General features: G+C 51.7%; 22 protein-coding genes. 6 read left to right on the top strand and 16 right to left on the bottom strand.

What is annotated here, in order from left to right:
- Positions 1-233: 233 nt before the first annotated feature.
- Positions 234-1052 carry a tetratricopeptide repeat protein gene (locus tag Q4A85_RS08130; protein WP_303109297.1) on the bottom strand — a complete coding sequence of 273 codons (819 nt, stop codon included), beginning with the start codon at positions 1050-1052 and terminating at the stop codon, positions 234-236.
- 310 nt (positions 1053-1362) lie between these two features.
- On the opposite strand from Q4A85_RS08130, the gene nrdB reads away from it, so the two are divergent.
- Positions 1363-2496: a class Ia ribonucleoside-diphosphate reductase subunit beta gene (gene nrdB, locus Q4A85_RS08135; RefSeq protein ID WP_303109366.1), complete on the top strand. Its 1134-nt coding sequence runs from the start codon at positions 1363-1365 to the stop codon at positions 2494-2496.
- A 248-nt stretch (positions 2497-2744) separates the two neighbouring features.
- Here nrdB and secF read toward each other — a convergent pair whose 3' ends face one another.
- The 8 genes from secF to Q4A85_RS08175 all read right to left on the bottom strand — a co-directional run bounded on the left by secF (position 2745) and on the right by Q4A85_RS08175 (position 9156).
- The gene (gene secF, locus Q4A85_RS08140) at positions 2745-3686 is read right to left on the bottom strand and encodes a protein translocase subunit SecF (protein ID WP_303109299.1); all 942 of its coding nucleotides are present in this window, start codon (positions 3684-3686) and stop codon (positions 2745-2747) included.
- Position 3687: 1 nt separating this feature from the next.
- Positions 3688-5532 carry a protein translocase subunit SecD gene (secD, locus tag Q4A85_RS08145; RefSeq protein WP_303109301.1) on the bottom strand — a complete coding sequence of 615 codons (1845 nt, stop codon included), beginning with the start codon at positions 5530-5532 and terminating at the stop codon, positions 3688-3690.
- Positions 5533-5667: 135 nt separating this feature from the next.
- Complete coding sequence (gene yajC / locus Q4A85_RS08150; RefSeq protein WP_303109303.1) at positions 5668-6021, bottom strand: preprotein translocase subunit YajC; 354 nt, start codon at positions 6019-6021, stop codon at positions 5668-5670.
- Between the two features lie 162 nt (positions 6022-6183).
- Positions 6184-6720, bottom strand: a complete 537-nt coding sequence (locus Q4A85_RS08155; RefSeq protein WP_303109305.1) for an isochorismatase family protein — start codon at positions 6718-6720, stop codon at positions 6184-6186.
- A complete protein-coding gene (locus tag Q4A85_RS08160) occupies positions 6717-7160 on the bottom strand; it encodes a hypothetical protein (protein WP_303109368.1) in 444 nt (147 codons plus the stop codon). Before Q4A85_RS08160 ends, Q4A85_RS08155 begins: the two co-directional genes overlap by 4 nt.
- Positions 7161-7298: 138 nt before the next feature.
- On the bottom strand, positions 7299-8609 hold the full coding sequence (locus Q4A85_RS08165) for an MFS transporter (RefSeq protein WP_303109307.1): 1311 nt from the start codon (positions 8607-8609) through the stop codon (positions 7299-7301).
- Positions 8606-8782, bottom strand: a complete 177-nt coding sequence (gene ccoS / locus Q4A85_RS08170; protein ID WP_182077712.1) for a cbb3-type cytochrome oxidase assembly protein CcoS — start codon at positions 8780-8782, stop codon at positions 8606-8608. The genes Q4A85_RS08165 and ccoS overlap by 4 nt, the downstream gene beginning before the upstream one ends.
- A gap of 2 nt (positions 8783-8784) precedes the next feature.
- Positions 8785-9156 (bottom strand): hypothetical protein, encoded by a 372-nt coding sequence (locus Q4A85_RS08175; RefSeq protein ID WP_303109310.1) that lies wholly within the window; start codon positions 9154-9156, stop codon positions 8785-8787.
- 136 nt (positions 9157-9292) lie between these two features.
- Between Q4A85_RS08175 and Q4A85_RS08180 the strand changes: the two genes are divergently transcribed.
- Entirely contained in the window at positions 9293-9523 is a 231-nt protein-coding gene (locus Q4A85_RS08180; protein WP_303109315.1) for a hypothetical protein, read from the top strand.
- Here Q4A85_RS08180 and Q4A85_RS08185 read toward each other — a convergent pair.
- The 4 genes from Q4A85_RS08185 to Q4A85_RS08200 form a co-directional block, all read right to left on the bottom strand.
- Positions 9457-9975, bottom strand: coding sequence for a membrane integrity-associated transporter subunit PqiC (locus Q4A85_RS08185; RefSeq protein WP_303109317.1), 519 nt, complete (start codon positions 9973-9975; stop codon positions 9457-9459). The two genes, Q4A85_RS08180 and Q4A85_RS08185, sit on opposite strands and share 67 nt — an antisense overlap.
- 120 nt (positions 9976-10095) lie before the next feature.
- The gene (gene ftsH / locus Q4A85_RS08190) at positions 10096-12114 is read right to left on the bottom strand and encodes an ATP-dependent zinc metalloprotease FtsH (RefSeq protein ID WP_303109370.1); all 2019 of its coding nucleotides are present in this window, start codon (positions 12112-12114) and stop codon (positions 10096-10098) included.
- 90 nt (positions 12115-12204) lie between these two features.
- Positions 12205-12825, bottom strand: coding sequence for a 23S rRNA (uridine(2552)-2'-O)-methyltransferase RlmE (rlmE, locus tag Q4A85_RS08195; RefSeq protein WP_303109319.1), 621 nt, complete (start codon positions 12823-12825; stop codon positions 12205-12207).
- Between the two features lie 323 nt (positions 12826-13148).
- Positions 13149-13931: a ferredoxin--NADP reductase gene (locus Q4A85_RS08200; protein WP_303109321.1), complete on the bottom strand. Its 783-nt coding sequence runs from the start codon at positions 13929-13931 to the stop codon at positions 13149-13151.
- Positions 13932-14384: 453 nt separating this feature from the next.
- Between Q4A85_RS08200 and Q4A85_RS08205 the strand changes: the two genes are divergently transcribed.
- Complete coding sequence (locus Q4A85_RS08205) at positions 14385-15056, top strand: sulfite exporter TauE/SafE family protein (RefSeq protein ID WP_303109323.1); 672 nt, start codon at positions 14385-14387, stop codon at positions 15054-15056.
- Between the two features lie 180 nt (positions 15057-15236).
- On the opposite strand, the gene Q4A85_RS08210 is transcribed toward Q4A85_RS08205, so the two are convergent.
- The 3 genes from Q4A85_RS08210 to Q4A85_RS08220 form a co-directional block, all read right to left on the bottom strand.
- Positions 15237-16097 (bottom strand): EamA/RhaT family transporter, encoded by an 861-nt coding sequence (locus Q4A85_RS08210; protein ID WP_303109325.1) that lies wholly within the window; start codon positions 16095-16097, stop codon positions 15237-15239.
- Positions 16098-16311: 214 nt separating this feature from the next.
- Positions 16312-16464: a hypothetical protein gene (locus tag Q4A85_RS08215; RefSeq protein ID WP_303109327.1), complete on the bottom strand. Its 153-nt coding sequence runs from the start codon at positions 16462-16464 to the stop codon at positions 16312-16314.
- A 106-nt stretch (positions 16465-16570) separates the two neighbouring features.
- Complete coding sequence (locus Q4A85_RS08220; RefSeq protein WP_303109329.1) at positions 16571-16756, bottom strand: hypothetical protein; 186 nt, start codon at positions 16754-16756, stop codon at positions 16571-16573.
- 102 nt (positions 16757-16858) lie between these two features.
- Between Q4A85_RS08220 and yegQ the strand changes: the two genes are divergently transcribed.
- The 3 genes from yegQ to Q4A85_RS08235 all read left to right on the top strand — a co-directional run bounded on the left by yegQ (position 16859) and on the right by Q4A85_RS08235 (position 18869).
- A complete protein-coding gene (gene yegQ, locus Q4A85_RS08225; protein WP_303109330.1) occupies positions 16859-18256 on the top strand; it encodes a tRNA 5-hydroxyuridine modification protein YegQ in 1398 nt (465 codons plus the stop codon).
- An 86-nt stretch (positions 18257-18342) separates the two neighbouring features.
- Positions 18343-18708, top strand: a complete 366-nt coding sequence (locus Q4A85_RS08230; protein ID WP_303109332.1) for a hypothetical protein — start codon at positions 18343-18345, stop codon at positions 18706-18708.
- Positions 18705-18869, top strand: a complete 165-nt coding sequence (locus Q4A85_RS08235; protein WP_303109333.1) for a hypothetical protein — start codon at positions 18705-18707, stop codon at positions 18867-18869. The genes Q4A85_RS08230 and Q4A85_RS08235 overlap by 4 nt, the downstream gene beginning before the upstream one ends.
- Positions 18870-18920 lie beyond the last annotated feature (51 nt).

An 18920-nucleotide genomic window follows, 5' to 3' on the forward strand; every position in this document is an offset into this window, starting at 1 on the left:
TAGGGGAAATTCTAACTTAATGTGAATTTCCTGAGTTATCTAGGACAGCCCCTTTCAAAATGTCGGCGAGCCGCCGACGCTCCATCGATTACAGGTTTTGCAAAGGTTTCAGCCTGAAAACCCCAACAAGACTGCAACAAAGTCTCGTTTCAACCTTGCGCGTTGCGCTGCGGCATACCCCTTTATACCCAAATCAAAGATTTGGACAAAGGAGCAAGGCTGCCTTAATGCGTTCAACTTTCTTCTTGGATGACTTTCTCCAACACCGCCAGCGCGCGCACCGCTTCTTTGTTGCCCTGTTCGGCAGCGGCTTGCCACCATTTTCGTGCTTCTTGGTAATCAAATTCCACGCCCGAGCCTTCGGCGTAGGCAAAGCCTAAATTAAGCTGCCCATCGGCATCGCCCAATTCGGCGGCGTGGCGAAACCATTGCGCGGCGCGGGTTTCGTCTTTTGCCACGCCATAGCCTTCTTGGTACAGCATCCCCAAATTCACCATCGCATTGTTGTTGCCCAACTCGGCAGCGCGTTGGTAATACTCGGCGGCGCGGGCGTAATCGCTTTTTACACCCAAGCCATCGTCATAGCACACGCCCAAGTTATACAAGGCTTCGTCGTCATCCTGCTCGGCAGCGGCTTGCCAATAGGTTATCGCGCGGGCGTAATCTTGCGGCACTCCCAGCCCTTCGGCATAAAAATGCGCCAGCGAGTTGGCGGCATCCCATTCGCCCTGCTCAAAAGCAGCGGAATACCATTTCAGCGCGGCGGCGTAATCTTGCGGCATGCCGTCCAGCCCATCTTCGTAAAGCATGGCGATGTTCATTTGCGCGGCAGCATCGCCCTGCTCGGCAGCGGCGAGATACCACTTGGCGGCAGCAGCAAAATCGGTTGGCACACCCAAGCCTTGTTCATACATAAACGCCAATTGGTATTGCGCATCCACATCGCCCTGCTCGGCAAACTGGCGGATGATGGGCGCAGCGGCTTTATAGTTGCCTTTTTGAATGTGCGCAAACGCGGTGTTGAGTTTCAAATTATTGAGTGAGTAAGACATAATGAGCTTTCGTGTAAATCAAAGGCAGCCTGAAAACGAGAGCAGCGAGTTTCAGCGAAGCTAAAACGAAAAACCGCCTTTTCAGGCTGCCTAATGAAAAGCGCGGATTTTAGCGCAGTTAGCCCCGTCTGCATAACCAGATAATCCATCCCAACAGCGCCGCGCCAACCGCTTTGCCCCGCGCATCAACGATAAAACCATTTTCAAGCTGCCTTGCTCAATAGCAAAAAGGCAGCCTGAAAATGCTATAATCCCCCCCGTTTTTTCACACACCCAAAAGGATAAAAAAATGTCTTGCGAACACCTTGTCATGCAATACAGCACCTTCCCCAAAAACCCCAACAACGCTCTGCTAGAACCCATGTTTCTCGGGCAGCCCGTCAACGTTGCCCGCTACGACCAGCAAAAATACGAAGCCTTTGAAAAGCTGATTGAAAAACAAATCTCGTTCTTCTGGCGACCCGAAGAAGTGGATTTATCGCGCGACCGCATTGACTACGCCAACCTGCCCGAGCACGAAAAACACATCTTTATCAGCAATTTAAAATACCAAACCCTGCTAGACAGCATCCAAGGGCGCAGCCCCAACGTTGGCTTATTGCCCGTTGTTTCCCTGCCCGAGCTGGAAACATGGATTGAAACATGGTCATTCTTTGAAACCATCCACAGCCGCAGCTACACCCACATCATCCGCAACATCGTCAACGACCCATCCATCGTGTTTGACGACATCGTGCAAAACGAATACATCATCGCCCGCGCCGAAGACATCGCCTGCTATTATGATGACTTGATTGAATACACCCAATATTTCAACCTGTTAGGCGTAGGCGAACATCGCGTAAACGGCCAAACCATAGTCGTATCCGAGCGCGAATTAAAGAAAAAACTCTATCTCTGCCTAATGTGCGTCAACGTGCTAGAAGCCATCCGTTTCTACGTTTCTTTCGCCTGCTCGTTTGCCTTTGCCGAGCGCGAATTGATGGAAGGCAACGCCAAAATCATCAAACTCATCGCCCGCGACGAAGCCCTGCATTTAACCAGCACGCAACATATGCTCAACCTAATGCGCGGCGGCGCAGAAGGCGCAGAATGGGCAGAAATCGCCGCCGAATTGCAAGACGAATGCTTTGAGCTTTTCAAAAAAGCTGCCAACCAAGAAAAAGAATGGGCAGAATATCTATTCAAAGACGGCAGCATGATAGGCTTAAACAAAGACATCCTGTGCCAATACGTTGAATACATCACCAACGCCCGCATGCTTGCCGTAGGCTTGCCGCCCGCATTTGAAAAAGCCACGCAAAACCCCATTCCGTGGATTAACGCATGGCTTTCATCCGACAACGTACAAGTTGCACCACAAGAAGTGGAAATCTCGTCCTACCTGATTGGGCAAATTGATGCCGAAGTGAAAACCGAAGATTTGGAAGACTTTGAACTTTAAACAGTAAACAAACAAATAGATACTGTATTTCACGTCGTTGTAACTTCTTAGAAATCAACCACGTTAGCTGTACTGCTGTTCCTTTCTCCGCCACAGAAGAGAGAACAGATTGCAGAGCTTTTAATCAGTACTGCTTGCTATCAACAATAATCAAGCCAGCATACTTTTTGGACACCTCCCAAATAATTTTCAGGCTGCCTATCATCCCCGATAAGGCAGCCTGAAACTATTGGAAACAGCGGTAAACGTTACACCACCGCCTCTTCTTTTTGCACTTTCTGCTTCACAATATTATGGCGGTCTAGCCCAAACATCAGCAGCAGCGGGCTGGCAACCAGCACGGAAGAGTAAATCCCGAACACAATGCCGATGGTTAAAGCCATGGCAAAGCCGTGCAACGCTGCGCCGCCAAATATCAACATGGAAATCACCATCGCTTCGGTTGAGCCGTGCGTAATCACGGTGCGCCCCATGGTGTGCGTAATCGCGTTGTCAATTACTTCGGGCACGCTGTGGTTGCGCATGGAGCCTTTGTAAAAATTCTCGCGGATTCGGTCAAACACCACCACCGATTCGTTCACCGAATAGCCCAACACGGCTAGCACGCCCGCCAGCACCGTTAGCGAAAATTCCCATTGGAAAAAGGCAAAGCAGCCCAGAATAATCACAATATCGTGCATATTGGCGATGATGGCAGACACGGCAAACCGCCATTCAAAGCGAAACGCCAAGTAAATAATGATGCCAAAAATCACCATGCCCAGCGCGGTTAAACCGTGGCTTACCAGCTCATCGCCCACCGCAGGGCCGATAAATTCCACTTGGCGCAGGCTCACATCGCTGCTGTCTTTTTTCAACAAATCCATCACTTGATTGGATAGCTGCGCGGAAGACAAATCTTCGCGGTTGGGCAGGCGAATCATGATGTGTTTGTTTGTGCCCAAGGCTTGCACTTGCACTTCGCCCATTTTCAGTGTGTCTAGGCTGTGGCGCACTTTGTTCAAATCCGCGCCTTGCGCCGAAGCGTATTCCACTTCCATCAGCGTGCCGCCAGTAAATTCCACCGACAAATTCAGCCCGCGCGTAAACAAAAATATCACGGCGAGAATAAACGTTGCCAAAGAAATAAACGTGGTGAGCTTGCCATAGCTCATAAACGGAATATCGCGTTTAAAATGAAAGAGTTCCATATTAAGCCTCCTCTTTTTTGTCTAGCACGGCAGGGTAGCGCACGCCGATGGAAAGATGTTGCAGTTTTTTGCGATTGCCATACCACAAATTCACCAAGGCGCGAGACACGACTACGGATGAATAAATGGAAGTAACAATGCCCAAGCAATGCACAATCGCAAAGCCGCGCACGGGACCTGTGCCGAAAATCAGCAGCGCGATGCCCGCAATCAGCGAAGTCAAGTTGGAGTCCAAAATGGTGTCCCAAGCGTGGTCGTAGCCTTCTTTGATGGCGATTTGGGCTTTTTTGCCCTCGCGCAGTTCATCGCGGATGCGCTCGTTAATCAACACGTTGGAGTCAATCGCCATGCCCAGCGTTAACGCCATCGCGGCGATACCTGGCAGCGTGAGCGTGGCTTGCAGGGCAGACAAGATGGCAAACAAGAACAACAAGTTAGCCGATAACGAAACGGCAGAGAACACGCCAAACAAGCGGTAGTACACCACCATAAACGCCACCACCACCACAAAGCCCCACACGGTGGAATGGATGCCTTTGGTGATGTTTTCCGCGCCCAAAGATGGCCCAATGGTGCGCTCTTCAATGATTTTCATCGGCGCGGCAAGCGAACCTGCGCGCAGCAGCAAGGCAACGTCATTGGCTTCGGCAAGGCTTGCCATGCCTGTGATTTGCACGTGCCCGCCTGTAATCGGCTCGTTGATGCGCGGCGCGGTTACCACTTCGGCTTTGCCTTGGTCAATCAACACCATCGCCATGATTTTGCCTTTGTTGGCGGTGGTTAAATCGGCAAAGGTGGACGCGCCCGAGCTATCCAGCGCAAGGCTCACAATCGGCTGATTGGTTTGCTGGTCTAGGCTGCCTTGCGCTTGGTTGATGTTGTCGCCCGTGAGTTCCACTTGCTTGCTCACCAAATATTGATGCCCTTCGTTGTCGCTGAGTAATTCGTAGCCATCGGGAATATTGCCGTTTTGCGCTTGGGCAAGCTGCGCCATATCGGTGCTGACCATGCGCACTTCCAGCGTGGCGGTGCGCCCGATGATGTCTTTGGCTTTGGCGGTGTCGGTCATGCCGGGTAATTGCACCACAATGCGGTCGGTGCCTGCTTGTTGGATAACAGGTTCGGCGGTGCCCAATTCGTTTACGCGGTTATGCAGCGTGGTGATGTTTTGTTTTACGGCATCGCTGCGGATTTGCGCCAGCAGGGCATCGGGCAGCACCACGGTGATTTCGTTGTTATTGTTGCTGATTTGCGCGCCATCCAGCATTTTGCGCAGCTCGGACAGGGCTTTTTGCATATCGGCTTCGTCTTGAAACGGCACAATAATGCTGTTGTCTTGCTTGCGGATGTTGCCCACGCGAATATCTTGCTGGCGCATGGTGCGGCGGATGTCGCCTGCGTAGCGGTCTAGCGTTTTATCCAGCGCGGCTTTCATGTCCACTTGCATGGTGAAATGCACGCCGCCGCGCAAGTCCAAGCCGAGAAACATGGGTTTTGCGCCCATTTTTTCCAGCCATTCGGGGCTGTTGGCGATTTGGTTTTGCGCCACGATGTAGCCTTCGCCCAGCGCGGCATCAATGGCATCGCGGGCGGAGATTTTGGTGGCATCGGACACGCGCACTTTCAGGCTGCCGCCTGCGATGAACATCCCGCCGTGCTGGATGTTGGCTTTTTGCAGCGCATCGGCAACGGTTTTTTCGGTGTTGCTGTCAATGGTGATGGATTGTCGGTTGGTGGAAATTTGGATGGCTGGGGTTACGCCGTATAGATTGGGCAGCGTGTAAACAATGGCTAGCACAATCGTGAACGCAATCAGCAGGTATTTCCAAAGCGGATAACGATTCATGTTTTTTCCTTGGGTTTTCAGGCTGCCTTTGGGGCTTTTCAGGCTGCCTTGAAAGGATGGTAAAACGTGGAAAACAGCAAGGGACGTGCCATTGCTGCTTGTTGATGGGTTTGGCTATTTAAGGCAGCCTGAAAATTATTCGGCGGCGGGCGGTGTGGTGTTGGCGGCTTCGGGCGTGGTGGCGTTGGCATCCACTTTGGCGGCGATGGCGTTTCTGTCCACTTCAATGTTTACGCCGCGCGCCAGCTCAATGGTGAAAATTTGTTCGCCCGCTTTAATCACGCGCCCGTAAAAGCCTGCGGCAAGCAACACGCGGTCGCCTTTTTTTAGCTCGCTAATCATGGTTTGGCGGGCTTTCTCACGTTTTTGGTTGGGGCGAATCATCATAAAATAAATAATGGCAAACAGCGGCAGCCACATCAAAATGGCTGACCAAGGGCTTTGGCTGGCGGCAACTGCGCCATCGGCGGCGTGTGCGAAATCAATCATTTGTGTTCCTTTGCGGATGGATTAAAAAACGTACGATTTTAGCAGAGTAACGGGTGGGGCGGGGGATGGATTTGGGTGGCCAATAATGAATAGAAGGCAGCCTGAAAAAAAGATAAACACGTTTTCAGGCTGCCTTTTAGCGTGTGGCTTGCGCCTTGCCCATCACACAATCAATTTAGAAATCGCTTTGAACTGCGGATGCTGCGCGTCTTTGAGCAGCATAAACAGCAGGCTTTCAATATTGCTGACGATGCCGCCCGCCGCTTGGATTTGCTGCAAGCCGTTGGCTTTGTTGGCGGCGGTGCGCGAAGTGGCGCATTCTTGCGGAATAAACACGTTGTAGCCTTGTTGGCGCAAATCCAGCACGGTTTGCAGCATGCAGATATGTGTTTCGCAGCCGATAAGCACGATGTTTTCAGGCTGCCTTGATTGCAGCGCGGCGGCGACTTCGGCGGTGTAGGCGGAGAACTGGGTTTTGCTGAATTTGGGCGCATCGGGCGTGAGCAGGGCGATGTCGGGCACGGTTGCGCCTAGCCCTTTGGGGTATTGCTCGGTGATGATGTGCGGCACGCCCAGCAGGTTTGCGCCTGTGATGAATTGGCGGCAGGCGGTGAGAAAGGCTTGGTGTTCATGCAGCGCGGGCAGCAGCCGCTCTTGAATGTCCACAATCAGCAGCGCGGTGTTGGCGGGGGTTATCATTTTTTTGCTCCTAGGTTGGCGATGCATTGGGCATCGCGGTGGTTGAATGCTTCTGCGCCGCCCAGCAGTTCTAATTGCTGCGTGGGGCTGATTTTGGCGAACGATTGGATTTGCTGGGCGGAAAGTTTTTGCAGCGGCTCGTCCCACATACACACGCAATATTGGGCAACCAGCGCGCCGTCTGGGTCTTTCAGGCTGCGCTTAGCAAGGTCTTGCTGCCATTTGGGCGCGTGTGGCACGTTTTGGATGCAGCTTTCTACGATGGCGGCTTTGGCTTTGGGCTTGCTCATGCCGCATTGGCTGAGCAAAAAGAAGCCTGCAAACAGCAACGCAATCACGCGCAGCCAAATCACGATGGTTTTGCGTTTTTTCTGCGCGGCGGCGGAGGTGGCGGTTTGCGGTTGTGGGGTTTCAGGCTGCGGTGGAGTAGGTGTGGTCATGATGATGATGGTGTCAATCAGGTTAAGCGAATCAGGCAGCCTGAAAGCGGTAGGCGATAACGGTGTTAAACGGGTAACGCCGCCAAATGGTGCATCGTGCATCGCAACACCGTTTTCAGGCTGCCTATAACGAGCAAACTAGCCGCGTTTAAACAGCTGCGGGGCGCGTTTGCCCAGATAATACAAAAAGCCGATGTTGCCCAAGGCAACCACCAAATACAGCAGCAAAATGCTGTTAAACAGCGTGAGCAACACAATGCTCAACAGCGCGGCGGCGACCATAAACACGGCGTTGATGATGTTGTTGGCGGCGATGGCGTTGGCGCGGAACTCGTCTGATGACGCGGTTTGCAGCCATGTGTACAGCGGCACGGAGAAGAAACCGCCAAAAAAGCCGATGCCTATCATCAGCAGGATAACGGGATACGCCATGCCTTGCGATAAGAACACGCTTGCGCCTTGCAATTCGTGCCCGCTGCCTAAAAACGGGTTGCCGTATAACACAAACACCAACGCGCTGCCGCAAATGGTCAGCCCGATTGCGCCCGCGCTTACCAGCCAAAGTTTCAACGCGCCTTTGCTAATTTTGGCGCAGGCGATGGAGCCTGACGCGATGCCGATGGAAAACAGCGTGAGCATTAGGTTGAACACGGAAGTGTTACCGTGCAAATGGATGCGCACAAAGGTGGGCAGTTGGGTGGTGTACACCGCGCCGACAAACCAAAACCACGAAATGCCCATGATGGCGGTGAACAATTCAGGCTGCTTATGGGTTTGCGCAATCAGGTTGGTGGTGCTGCGGGCGATGTTCCAATCCAGTTTTAGCGTGGGCTCTTTGGCGGCAACGGCGGGCATGGCTGCGCTGGTGCCCAAGCCCAAGATGGCAATCAACACCACCCAGCCTGCCAAAATCAGCGGGCTTTCGCCTGCCACCGCCGTGCCAATAATTTGCCCGAGCAAAATGGCGATAAACGTGCCCGATTCAATCAAGCCGTTGCCCATGATGAGTTCTTTTTCGGCAAGGTATTCGGGCAAGATGGCGTATTTAACCGGTCCAAACAGCGTGGAATGCACGCCCATCATAAACAGGCACAGCAACAGCAAAGGCGCGGAATGGATGTAAAACCCCACGCTTGCCGCCACCATAATCCCCACTTCCAGCAGCTTGGTGGCTTGGGCGATGCGGGCTTTGTTGTAGCGCGTGGCAAGCTGCCCTGAAAACGATGAAAACAGAAAATAGGGCAACACAAACAGCAACGCGCCCACGTTGAGCATTTGCTCCGATGGGATGGCATCGTTTTTGCCCAAGCCGTAAAAGCTAATCAGCACAAACAGCGTGGTTTTGAACGAGTTGTCGTTTAACGCGCCCAAAAATTGTGTGCCAAACAGTGGGGCAAAACGGCGGCTGGTGGCGAATGAGAAATCGTTTTTTTCTTTGGCGTGATTCATGGCGTATCTTTTGGTGGGGTTTTGTTGTAGGTGTCGTCATCGTCCATCAAGATGCGATGGGCGGGACCTTCTAGGTCGTCAAACTGCCCGTTTTTGCCCGACCACCAAAAAAAGTAGCCAATCAAAAAAGCCAGCAGAATGCTGATGGGGATAAGAATATACAGGCTTTCCATGATTACAGGCTGCCTTCTAAGTCGTTGAGCAGATAGCGTTCGCCGCCGATAAGCAGCCATTCTTGGCGGATGTTGGCGCGGTGGTCGCCGTCTTCGTCGTGGATGCGAACGTGGTCGCGGGTAAGCTGCCAGTAGAGCGTTTGCGCTTGGGCAAGGCGGGCAAGTGCGCTGCCTTGCGCGGCGGGCTGGATTTGCAGGGCGAGTTGCCCGCTTTCGGGCAGGGGGCGGGTTTCATCGTCTGCCAGCATCACCAGAAAGCCGAGATGCTCGCCGCTGGGGGTGTGGATGGAGAATTGGTGCATGGTTGGGGGAGTGGGGTGAGTAAACAAGTGAGGCAGCCTGAAAACCAAAATGGAGCGGCAACGGCTCGTCACCAAATAGTTGATTCAATATAGTTTGGTTGATTAACAAAATGTCGGCGAGCCGCCGACGCTCCATCGGTTGCAGGTTTTGCAAAGGTTTTCAGGCTGCCTTTTGCTTTTCAGGCTGCCTAAGCAGGGCGGCTATGTGATGCGGGTAAATTTATATCGCCAAAGGCAGCCTGAAAATGGAAAAGGGCAGTTGGGGTTTGCGCTGAATGGATTTTCAGGCTGCCTAATAACGAGCAAGGCAATAATAGGCAGCCTGAAAATCATTTCGCACCATGATGGGCAAGCCGTTTTCAGGCTGCCGCATCATCGCGCAATCTGTTGGGCAACGCTTGCCAAGCCGTTGTCCAAACTGTTGAGCATCGCCGCGTAGCCATCGCCGTGCTGCGGCGTGGTAACGTGAAACGGGATTTGTGCGCCGTTTTGCCAACGCGCATAGCCGCTGATTTCGGTTTCGCCACGATAGCTGCCTTGGAAGCGGTCAATGTACACCGTAAGCTGCGGGTTGCCCGCATCGGCGGGTTGGTATTTCAGGCTGCCTGATGCGTTGAGTTTGTTCGCCAACGCGCGGGCAAGGGCTTGGTCTAGCGGCGATGCCCACAGGTTGTTTTGCGCAAACATGAGCGTGTGTTCATCGCTTTGGTAGAGCAGGCTGTCGCCATTGATGGGCGCGGCAAGCACAATTTTCACGCCCACGCTTTGCGCGGGGTTGAGTTGGGCAGGCAGCCTGAACGCGCTGTCGGGCAGTTGGTAGTATTGCGTGGGAGTTGTGCTGCTGCACGCGGCGAACAACAGCGCGATGGTGGCAAGAGATAATTTTTTCATAATAAATGCTTTGGGATAGGGATAACGCGGGCGGCTTTCAGGCTGCCGCACCAACGCTGCATTATACGCAAAAGGCAGCCTGAAAACTTATTATCCGTTTTCAGGCTGCCTTTGTTGGGTTTACGCCTTGTCTTGTGGCTCTTGGCTGTTTTCAGATGGATGAGCCGCTTGCTCCGCTGGTTCAACGGCTTGCGCTGCTTCATCCGCCGTTTCAGCCGTTTCAGGCTGCGGTTTGGCGATGCTGACTTTATCGCCCGCATCTTGCGGCTCATCAATTTCAGGCAGCGTTTCAAATTCCACGCCATCAATCACATCGCCGTTGCTGCGCACATTATGGCTGTAATCTTTGGGCGGGCTGGGCTGCTTGCCCGCCATAATTTCCAGCACTTGGTCGCGGTCAATGGTTTCCCATTCCACCAACGCCTTGCACATGGTTTCCATTTTGTCGCGGTTTTCGCTCAAAATTTGATAAGCAACGGCGTATTGCTCATCCAAAATGCGGCGCACTTCGGCATCCACATCTTGCTGCGTTTTCTCGGAAATATTTTGCGAACGGGTAACGCTGCGCCCCAAGAACACTTCGCCTTCGTTTTCCGCATACACCATCACGCCCATGCGCTCGCTCATGCCATAGCGCGTAACCATATCGCGGGCAATTTGCGTGGCGCGTTCAAAATCGTTGGATGCACCCGTAGAAATGCGCCCCACAAAAATATCTTCGGCAATGCGCCCGCCAAACAAAATCGCCAGCTGGCTCAACATTTGGTCTTTGTATAACGAAATGCGGTCGCGCTCGGGAAGCTGCCAAGTCAAGCCCAGCGCGCGCCCGCGCGGCATAATGGTTACTTTGTGCACAGGGTCGGTAAACGGCAGGCTTTCCGCCACAATCGCGTGCCCCGCTTCGTGGTAGGCGGTGGCGCGTTTTTCGTCTTCGTGCATCACCATGCTGCGGCGTTCAGGGCCCATGTAGATTTTGTCTTTCGCGTCTTCAAAATCGCTTTGGTCCACCTTTACTTTATTGCGGCGACCCGCAAACAGCGCGGCTTCATTGACCAAATTCGCCAAATCCGCGCCCGAAAACCCAGGTGTGCCACGCGCCAGCGAAGTCAAATCCACGCTGCTATCCAGCGGCACTTTTTGCGCGTGCACTTTCAAAATCTGCTCGCGCCCGCGAATATCAGGCAGCGGCACAACCACTTGGCGGTCAAAACGGCCGGGGCGTTGCAGCGCAGGGTCTAGCACATCGGGGCGGTTGGTCGCCGCAATCACAATCACGGTTTGATTGCTTTCAAAGCCATCCATTTCCACCAAAAGCTGGTTCAGCGTTTGCTCGCGCTCATCGTTGCCGCCGCCCAAGCCCGCGCCGCGCTGGCGACCCACCGCGTCAATCTCGTCAATAAAAATAATGCAAGGCGCGTTTTTCTTGGCTTGTTCAAACATATCGCGCACACGGCTTGCGCCCACGCCCACAAACATTTCCACAAAATCCGAACCCGAAATGCTGAAAAACGGCACGCCTGCTTCGCCCGCAATCGCTTTGGCGAGCAAGGTTTTGCCCGTCCCTGGGCTGCCCGCCAGCAAAATGCCGCGCGGCACACGCCCGCCCAAACTTTGATAGCGGTCGGGAGCTTTCAGATAATCCACGATTTCTTGCACTTCTTCTTTGGCTTCATCGCAGCCTGCCACATCGGCAAATTTTACCGTGTTGGTATCTTTATCCAGCAGCTTGGCGCGGCTTTTGCCAAACGAAAACGCGCCACCTTTGCCGCCGCCCGATTGCATCCGCATAAACCACATCCACGCGCCAATCAACAGGATAACAGGCAGCAGGCTCATAAACAGGCTGCTTAAAAAGCCCGGTTTTTCTTCGGGCGTTACTTTAAAGCGCACCTTGTTGTCCACCAGCAGCGTTACCAATTTGTCGTCCATCGGCGCGTTGGTTTTAAACGTGGTTTTGTCTTTGCGCTCGCCTTTGATTTCGTAGCCAATGGGCGAGCCTTCAATATTCAGGCTGCTGATTTGCCCCGCTTTAACTTGTTGGATAAATTGGGAATATTCAATTTGCTGGTTATCCACTTTGGTTTCGCGCATATACTGCAAACCAAAGGCGATGCCCAAAAATAAAATCGCCCCTGCGATGAGATTTTTTAAGTTGCTTCCCACAGAAACAAACTCCTATTGATTTTGATTAAAAGATGGAAAATGGATTGTATAGTGTTTTCAGGCTGCCTAACGCTTATTCTTGCCCAATAAATAAATCTCACTAGACCGATTGCGCGAAGCATCGGGTTTGCGCGTTTGCACGGTGGCAAATACTTCGCGCATGGCAGCCATGTATTCTTGATAACCCGAGCCTTGAAACACTTTCACCAAAAACGCGCCGCCTGTTTTCAAATGTTCGCGGGCAAAGTCTAACGCCAGCTCGCATAAATAAAAGCTCCGCGCTTGGTCTATGGTGTCGTTGCCCGACATATTGGGCGCCATATCGCAAATTACAAGGTCTAGCGGGCGATTATCCAGCAGGCGTTCAAACTCGGCTAACACGGTTTCTTCACGAAAATCGCCTTGGATAAAATCCACACCATCCAGCGCATCCATCGGCAAGATGTCTAGCGCGAACACCTTGCCTGCTTTGCCCACCAGCTTTGCGGCGATTTGCGACCAACTCCCAGGGGCGGAACCCAAATCGGCTAAAACTGTGCCTTGCTTGATGAGCTTGTCTTTTTCGTTGATTTCCAGCAGTTTATAGGCGGCGCGGGCGCGGTAGCCGTCTTTTTGTGCGCGTTTTACATAGGGGTCGTTGACGTGTTCGTGCAGCCATGCGGGGGAAGATTTGGAGCGTTGTGCCATGATAAAAAAAGGGTAGTGTCCTAAAAAGTATGCTGCTTGTTTTTTTTAGTAATTTAAATTAGCCAAATTCCGCTGTTTTAACAGGAAATTTTGTACGATAGAAATGTCGTTATTGGCTTGACGTTTTATGTCAGCATACTTTTTAGGACACCACCAAAAAAAGTATGTTTAGGCAGCCTGAAAATATAGTCGTCTCACACAGTCTTATACTGCGTTGGCTCGCCTTGCTGTACTACTTGTACTATCTTCGGCTCGCCGCCTTGTCTAAGACTGTGTGAAACGACTATTTAGATTATGGTTTTCAGGCTGCCTAAACATCTGAATTATTGTTCTACAAAGGCGCGTTCAATCAAATAATCGCCGCGCACGCCTGTTTTGGGGGATGCAACCAAGCCGAAGCTGTCTAAAATGGCGGAAGTGTCGGCATTCATGGGCATACTGCCGCAGAGCATGGCACGGTCGTCTTGGTGGTTGATGGGGGGCAGGCCGATGTCGTCAAACAGTTTGTCGCTTTTCATTAGGTCGGTTAAGCGTCCGTGGTGTTCAAAGGGTTCGCGCGAGACAACGGGGTAGTAAATCAGTTTTTCGCGCACCATTTCGCCGAGAAATTCGTGGTTGGGCAAGCTTTGGGTGAAATGGTCGTAATAGGCTAAATCTTGTTTGTGGCGCACGCCGTGCACCAGAATGACTTTTTCAAATTGCTCGTAAATATCGGGGTCGCGCGTGATGCTTAAAAATGGGGCAAGCCCTGTGCCTGTTGATAATAGGTAGAGATGTTTGCCGCCATCGTTTAGGTCGCTGGCGATGAGCGTGCCCGTGGGCTTTTTGCTGATGAAGATGTCGTCGCCCACTTGGATGTGTTGCAGGCGGCTGGTGAGTGGGCCATCTTGCACTTTGATGCTGAAAAATTCTAGGTGTTCTTCCCAGTTGGGGCTGGCGATGCTGTATGCGCGCATGATGGGTTTGCCGTTGTCGCCCATTACGCCAATCATCACGAATTGCCCGTTTTCAAAGCGCAGGCTTTCGTCGCGCGTGCAGGTGAAGCTGAAATAAGCGTCTGTCCAATGGTGTACGGTGAGAACTTTTTGGGTGTTGTATGCTGCCATTTGGGGGCTTTCTGTTAATTTTTGCAAAACGCGGGATTGTATGCAAAATGGGAGTGCTTATCAAGTAAAGGGTCTATATAAAGGCAGCCTGAAAACAGGGTTGGATTTTGGGTTGAGCAATTCGTTTTCAGGCTGCCTTTTATGTTTCAATTGTAACACCACAAGACAAATGTAGAAATCAACCGCGTTGTTTACACAATAGGTTGAGAGAAATAAGCCTGCAATACTTTAACGGCGTATCCCTTTTCAGGCTGAAACCTTTGCAAAACCCCTGACAGCAGCCTGAAACACAAGAAATGCCGTCATTCCCATATAGGCGGAAATCTTGATTTGATATTAAAAAATTTCCGTAAAAACAATTTATTGCATGTTTTATTTTGGATTTTACAAAGGTTTCAGCCTGAAAACCGCAAAACCAGTAAAATCCCACCCTTTTTACGCCCGCGCCACCCCATGCCCACCGTAACCCTGTTTACCCTATTTTTGCTCGGCTTTTTTGGCGGCACGCATTGCATCGCCATGTGTGGCGGCTTGTCCACTGCCTTTGCCCTGCAACTGCCACCCCACATTAAACGCCATTGGCTCATCATCCTGCTCAATCTGGGCAGGCTCACCAGCTACACCCTAATCGGCACGCTGATGGGCGCACTCTCCCAGCTCGGTAGCACGCTCGCCCACACACATACCCTGCAACTCATTCTCGCCACCCTTGCCAACCTGCTGCTGCTGTTCACAGGGCTTTATCTTGCCAACATCCTTGCATGGGCAGCCAAAATTGAACACATCGGGCGACCCATCTGGCAACGGCTCAACCCGCTGCTCAACAAACTCTTGCCCATTCAAAGCCTGCCCGCCTGCTTTGGCGCAGGTATGCTGTGGGGCTGGCTGCCCTGCGGCTTGGTGTACAACGCTTCGCTCTACGCGCTGGGCAGCAGCTCCGCGCTGTGGGGTGGATTGTATTTGCTCGCCTTTGGGCTGGGCACGCTGCCCAACCTGATTGCCGCAGGGCTGTTCGCCACCCAACTGCGCACGCTGTTGCAAAAAAAATGGCTGCGATTGGGCGCAGGCTTGCTGGTAAGCATTTGGGCAATGGTTCAGCTTGCGCGCGTGGCGATGCAATTTTAGGCAGCCTGAAAACAGCAAACGCAGCCATACAACATACACATTGGTTAGCAATCAGCTCTTGCCATTTTATGCCCATTCTAGTTTTCAGGCTGCATGTAGAAATTAAGCGCGTTAGCAACACCGCATCATGTCCATTTTAATCAACAATGCAAACCCAAATATAAGCCAAACAGCATCCCATCAAAACCACCCCACCCCATAAAACAAACACCCTACCGCCGCCAACGCCAGCAGCACGCCCGCGATGTTCAACGCGCTCAATTTCTCTTTAAACACCCCCGCGCCCGCCAGCGTGCCCAGCGCAATCACGCCCATATTCATGCCTGCAAACACCAGCGTGGGGTTGCCGCTAAATGCGCGATGTGCTTTCAGATAAAACAAAATATTCACAAAATTCAGGCTGCCTAAAACCATGCCGCCGATGATGTCGGCGCGTGTCCAGCGCGTTTTCTGCACCAGCAAATAGCCCGCCATCAGCACGCCCGCGAGCGCAAACATCACCAGCAAATTGCTGCCCGTGCCCGCCGTTTTGGAAAGCTGCTTAAACAAAATATCAATCACGCCGTAGCCCAGCCACACGCCAAGCAAATAAACAGCTTGCGTTTTCAGGCTGCCTGTGCCCACCGCTTGCTGCGGCTTAATCAACAAACACGCCAGCGCGGCAAACGCCAGCAGCAAGCCCACCGCCCGATGCGCTGTGAGCGTTTCGCCAAACAGCGCAAGCGCCGCCAGCACAGGCAAAAACAGCGACAGCCGTTGCGCCGCATCCGATTTCACAATCCCCGCCTGCTGCACCGCCTTGCCCATTATCACAAACACGCTGGGCAGCAACACGCCCAGCAAGCCAAACAGCCATGCGTGCGGCAACAGCGTTTGCTGCCAGTTGGCAAAGTTGGGTTCAAGCAGCGCGGCGGTCAGCAGCGTCGCCACCGCATAATTCACGCCAATGGCTTGCGCCAAACCCATTTGCTTTTGCCGCGCCACTTTGAGCAACACGGACACGGAAACGCTGGCTAATATGCTGATTAACAAGTAAATCATGGTAAACAAGGGGAAATGAGAAAACGCGCATTCTAGTGGAATTTGGGCGGTTTGCGTAGCGAAATTGAGTGGAGACACTAAACCATGTAGAACCTGTATTCACTATTTTCATAGGCATCTTTAATGCCCTAAAAACGTAGCTACTGCGTTAAAAATGCCCGCAAGGTATTTAACCTTGCTGCGCTTTTTGCCTTGTATCCACGCTTTTATGTCATCAAATCTGTCCATTAAAATAGTAAATACAGGTTCTTAAGCCCGCACCAATCATCCAATCCCAACCCATTTTAGCTACGTTGGACTGCGTTTCAGGCTGCCTGAAACCTTTGCAAAACCTAAAAATGCCACAAGAAATAGTAACGTCCGTCATTCCCGCGTAGGCGGGAATCTTGGTTAAATTTACGCAATGAATTGTTTTTACGAAAGTTTCTGAATGCCAAACAAGATTACCGCCTACGCGGGAATGACGGCATTTCTTATTTTTCAGGCTGCTGTTGGGAGAGCAAAAGTTTCTGTCTGTACATCATCGCCCAAAGAAAGCCTGAAAAATTCAAAATAGAACGACAACGGCTTATCGTCAAAATACCGTGTTGAATGCGGGATAAATGGATAAATAATGATGCGCTGGTTGGCAAAATATCAGCAAACCACCAACGCCCCATTTTCAGGCTGCCCACCCCATTCCCACCACATTAGCCAGCCTGAAAACCATAAACGCGCTAAAATAGCGCACTTTTAAGCAACATCATCAAGAGCAATCAACAATGAAAAAATCCCCCGAACTCCTACTCCCCGCAGGCGGCCTAGAACGCATGCAGACCGCCTTTGACTTCGGCGCAGATGCCGTGTACGCTGGCAGTCCACGCTACTCCCTGCGCGCCCGCAACAACGAATTTACCAAGCTAGACGTGCTGCAACAAGGCATCAGCGAAGCGCACGCACGCGGCAAAAAATTCTACCTCACCGTGAACACCCTGCCGCACAACAGCAAGCTCAAAACCTTCCACGCCGACATGCAGTCCCTCATCGCCATGAAGCCCGACGCGCTCATCATGGCCGACCCCGGCCTGATTATGGAAGTGCGCGACAAATACCCCGACATGCCCGTGCACCTGTCCGTGCAGGCCAACACCACCAACTACTGGGGCGTGAAATTCTGGCAGAAAATCGGCGTGGAACGCATCATCCTGTCGCGCGAATTGAGCATGGACGAAATCGCCGAAATCCGCCAAGAATGCCCCGACATGGAGCTAGAAGTATTCGTACACGGCGCATTGTGCATCGCCTATTCCGGTCGCTGCCTGCTGTCGGGCTATTTCAACCACCGCGACCCCAACCAAGGCACCTGCACCAACTCCTGCCGCTGGGACTACAAAGTCCACGACACCGAAACCGACGACATGGGCGACGTGAAAACCCTCAGCGGCTTTAATTTTCAGGCTGCCCAAGAAGAAGCCAACGCCGCCTTTGAAGGCATCAACGGACAACAACGCCACCCCGCCGCCAACAAAGTCTTCCTGATTGAAGAAAGCAACCGCCCTGGCGAAATGATGCCGATTATGGAAGACGAACACGGCACATATATTATGAATTCCAAAGACTTACGCGCCATTGAGCAAGTTGCCAAGCTCGCCGAAATTGGTGTAGACAGCCTGAAAGTAGAAGGGCGCACCAAATCCGTGTACTACGTTGCCCGCGTCGCCCAGTCCTACCGCAAAGCCATTGACGATGCCATCGCAGGCAAACCATTTGATTACAACCTGCTCGCCGAATTGGAAGGGCTAGCCAATCGCGGCTACACCAGCGGCTTCTTGGAACGCCACCAAACACAGGATTATCAAAACTATCTTTACGGGCATTCCATCGCCAAGCAAAGCCAATTTGTTGGGCAAATCCGCGATGTAGATGCCGATGGCTGGGCAACCATAGACGTGAAAAACCGCTTTGCGCTGGGCGACACGCTGGAAATTATCCACCCGCGCGGCAACCAGCTCATCGTGTTGGAGCAGATGAAGCGCAAAAATGAATTTGTGGACGTGGCGGCGGGCAACGGCATTCAGGTGCAGATTCCGAATATGCAGGGGCGAGAGAAAGCACTGGTGGCGCGGGTGATTCAGAGTGATGCAAGCGTGGCTGTATCAACAAGCGGCTGCGCGGGGTAAGCAGTAAAAGGCAGCCTGAAAGTTTGTTTTTCAGGCTGCCATCGCACATCAACCATATCGCTCTATTTAATATAGAACCATTATTTATGAACAAACCATTCAAATTAGATATTGAACTAATTATAAAACTTTCCCCTTATGGTTGGTTCTATTATAGTGTTCATCAATACAATGATGGACTTTTAAGATTAATTAAAAGAAATGATTTACAAGAAATTGTTATAACAAATGTAATTGAACTGCAATCGCGAACCAATACTTCAAAGAAATTTCCTCGTTCGGGAATCAATATTATTCATGAAGGGCAGCAAATATTTCATGCTCCTTGCATTGGTGTAGAACAATTTTGTAAACCCTATCAGTTAACAACACTGCCGAGTAATCAACTGGTGTTTTATTATGGACAAGAAACGTGTTTGATGTGCCTGACAAAGGTGTTAAAAATGGCTTGATTAAAGAAATTAAAAGCCCGACAGGGGAAATTGTTACCAATGGAGACCGTGAAATCAATGAATATCTTTCCCTTATGCGTGAAAAATTCTTCATTGGTTGGATACTTGAACTTTTTGCCTTTACACCATTGGCTTGGATTTTAATTTCTTCCTTTTTTTAATATAAATCAAACAAGTATGAAAATAACCAAGCTGGTTTTTAAAAGTGTATC

The organism is Kingella sp. (in: b-proteobacteria) (assembly GCF_030527935.1).
Lineage (GTDB): Bacteria > Pseudomonadota > Gammaproteobacteria > Burkholderiales > Neisseriaceae > Kingella_B.

Bases quoted from the DNA above. Each gene is read 5' to 3' on its own strand.
- Q4A85_RS08130 (WP_303109297.1), bottom strand. From the start codon at position 1,052: ATGTCTTACTCACTCAATAATTTGAAACTCAACACCGCGTTTGCGCAC.
- nrdB (WP_303109366.1), top strand. From the start codon at position 1,363: ATGCAATACAGCACCTTCCCCAAAAACCCCAACAACGCTCTGCTAGAA.
- secF (WP_303109299.1), bottom strand. From the start codon at position 3,686: ATGGAACTCTTTCATTTTAAACGCGATATTCCGTTTATGAGCTATGGC.
- secD (WP_303109301.1), bottom strand. From the start codon at position 5,532: ATGAATCGTTATCCGCTTTGGAAATACCTGCTGATTGCGTTCACGATT.
- yajC (WP_303109303.1), bottom strand. From the start codon at position 6,021: ATGATTGATTTCGCACACGCCGCCGATGGCGCAGTTGCCGCCAGCCAA.
- Q4A85_RS08155 (WP_303109305.1), bottom strand. From the start codon at position 6,720: ATGATAACCCCCGCCAACACCGCGCTGCTGATTGTGGACATTCAAGAG.
- Q4A85_RS08160 (WP_303109368.1), bottom strand. From the start codon at position 7,160: ATGACCACACCTACTCCACCGCAGCCTGAAACCCCACAACCGCAAACC.
- Q4A85_RS08165 (WP_303109307.1), bottom strand. From the start codon at position 8,609: ATGAATCACGCCAAAGAAAAAAACGATTTCTCATTCGCCACCAGCCGC.
- ccoS (WP_182077712.1), bottom strand. From the start codon at position 8,782: ATGGAAAGCCTGTATATTCTTATCCCCATCAGCATTCTGCTGGCTTTT.
- Q4A85_RS08180 (WP_303109315.1), top strand. From the start codon at position 9,293: ATGCGGGTAAATTTATATCGCCAAAGGCAGCCTGAAAATGGAAAAGGG.
- Q4A85_RS08185 (WP_303109317.1), bottom strand. From the start codon at position 9,975: ATGAAAAAATTATCTCTTGCCACCATCGCGCTGTTGTTCGCCGCGTGC.
- rlmE (WP_303109319.1), bottom strand. From the start codon at position 12,825: ATGGCACAACGCTCCAAATCTTCCCCCGCATGGCTGCACGAACACGTC.
- Q4A85_RS08200 (WP_303109321.1), bottom strand. From the start codon at position 13,931: ATGGCAGCATACAACACCCAAAAAGTTCTCACCGTACACCATTGGACA.
- Q4A85_RS08205 (WP_303109323.1), top strand. From the start codon at position 14,385: ATGCCCACCGTAACCCTGTTTACCCTATTTTTGCTCGGCTTTTTTGGC.
- Q4A85_RS08210 (WP_303109325.1), bottom strand. From the start codon at position 16,097: ATGATTTACTTGTTAATCAGCATATTAGCCAGCGTTTCCGTGTCCGTG.
- Q4A85_RS08215 (WP_303109327.1), bottom strand. From the start codon at position 16,464: ATGACGGACGTTACTATTTCTTGTGGCATTTTTAGGTTTTGCAAAGGT.
- Q4A85_RS08220 (WP_303109329.1), bottom strand. From the start codon at position 16,756: ATGGGGCGTTGGTGGTTTGCTGATATTTTGCCAACCAGCGCATCATTA.
- yegQ (WP_303109330.1), top strand. From the start codon at position 16,859: ATGAAAAAATCCCCCGAACTCCTACTCCCCGCAGGCGGCCTAGAACGC.
- Q4A85_RS08230 (WP_303109332.1), top strand. From the start codon at position 18,343: ATGAACAAACCATTCAAATTAGATATTGAACTAATTATAAAACTTTCC.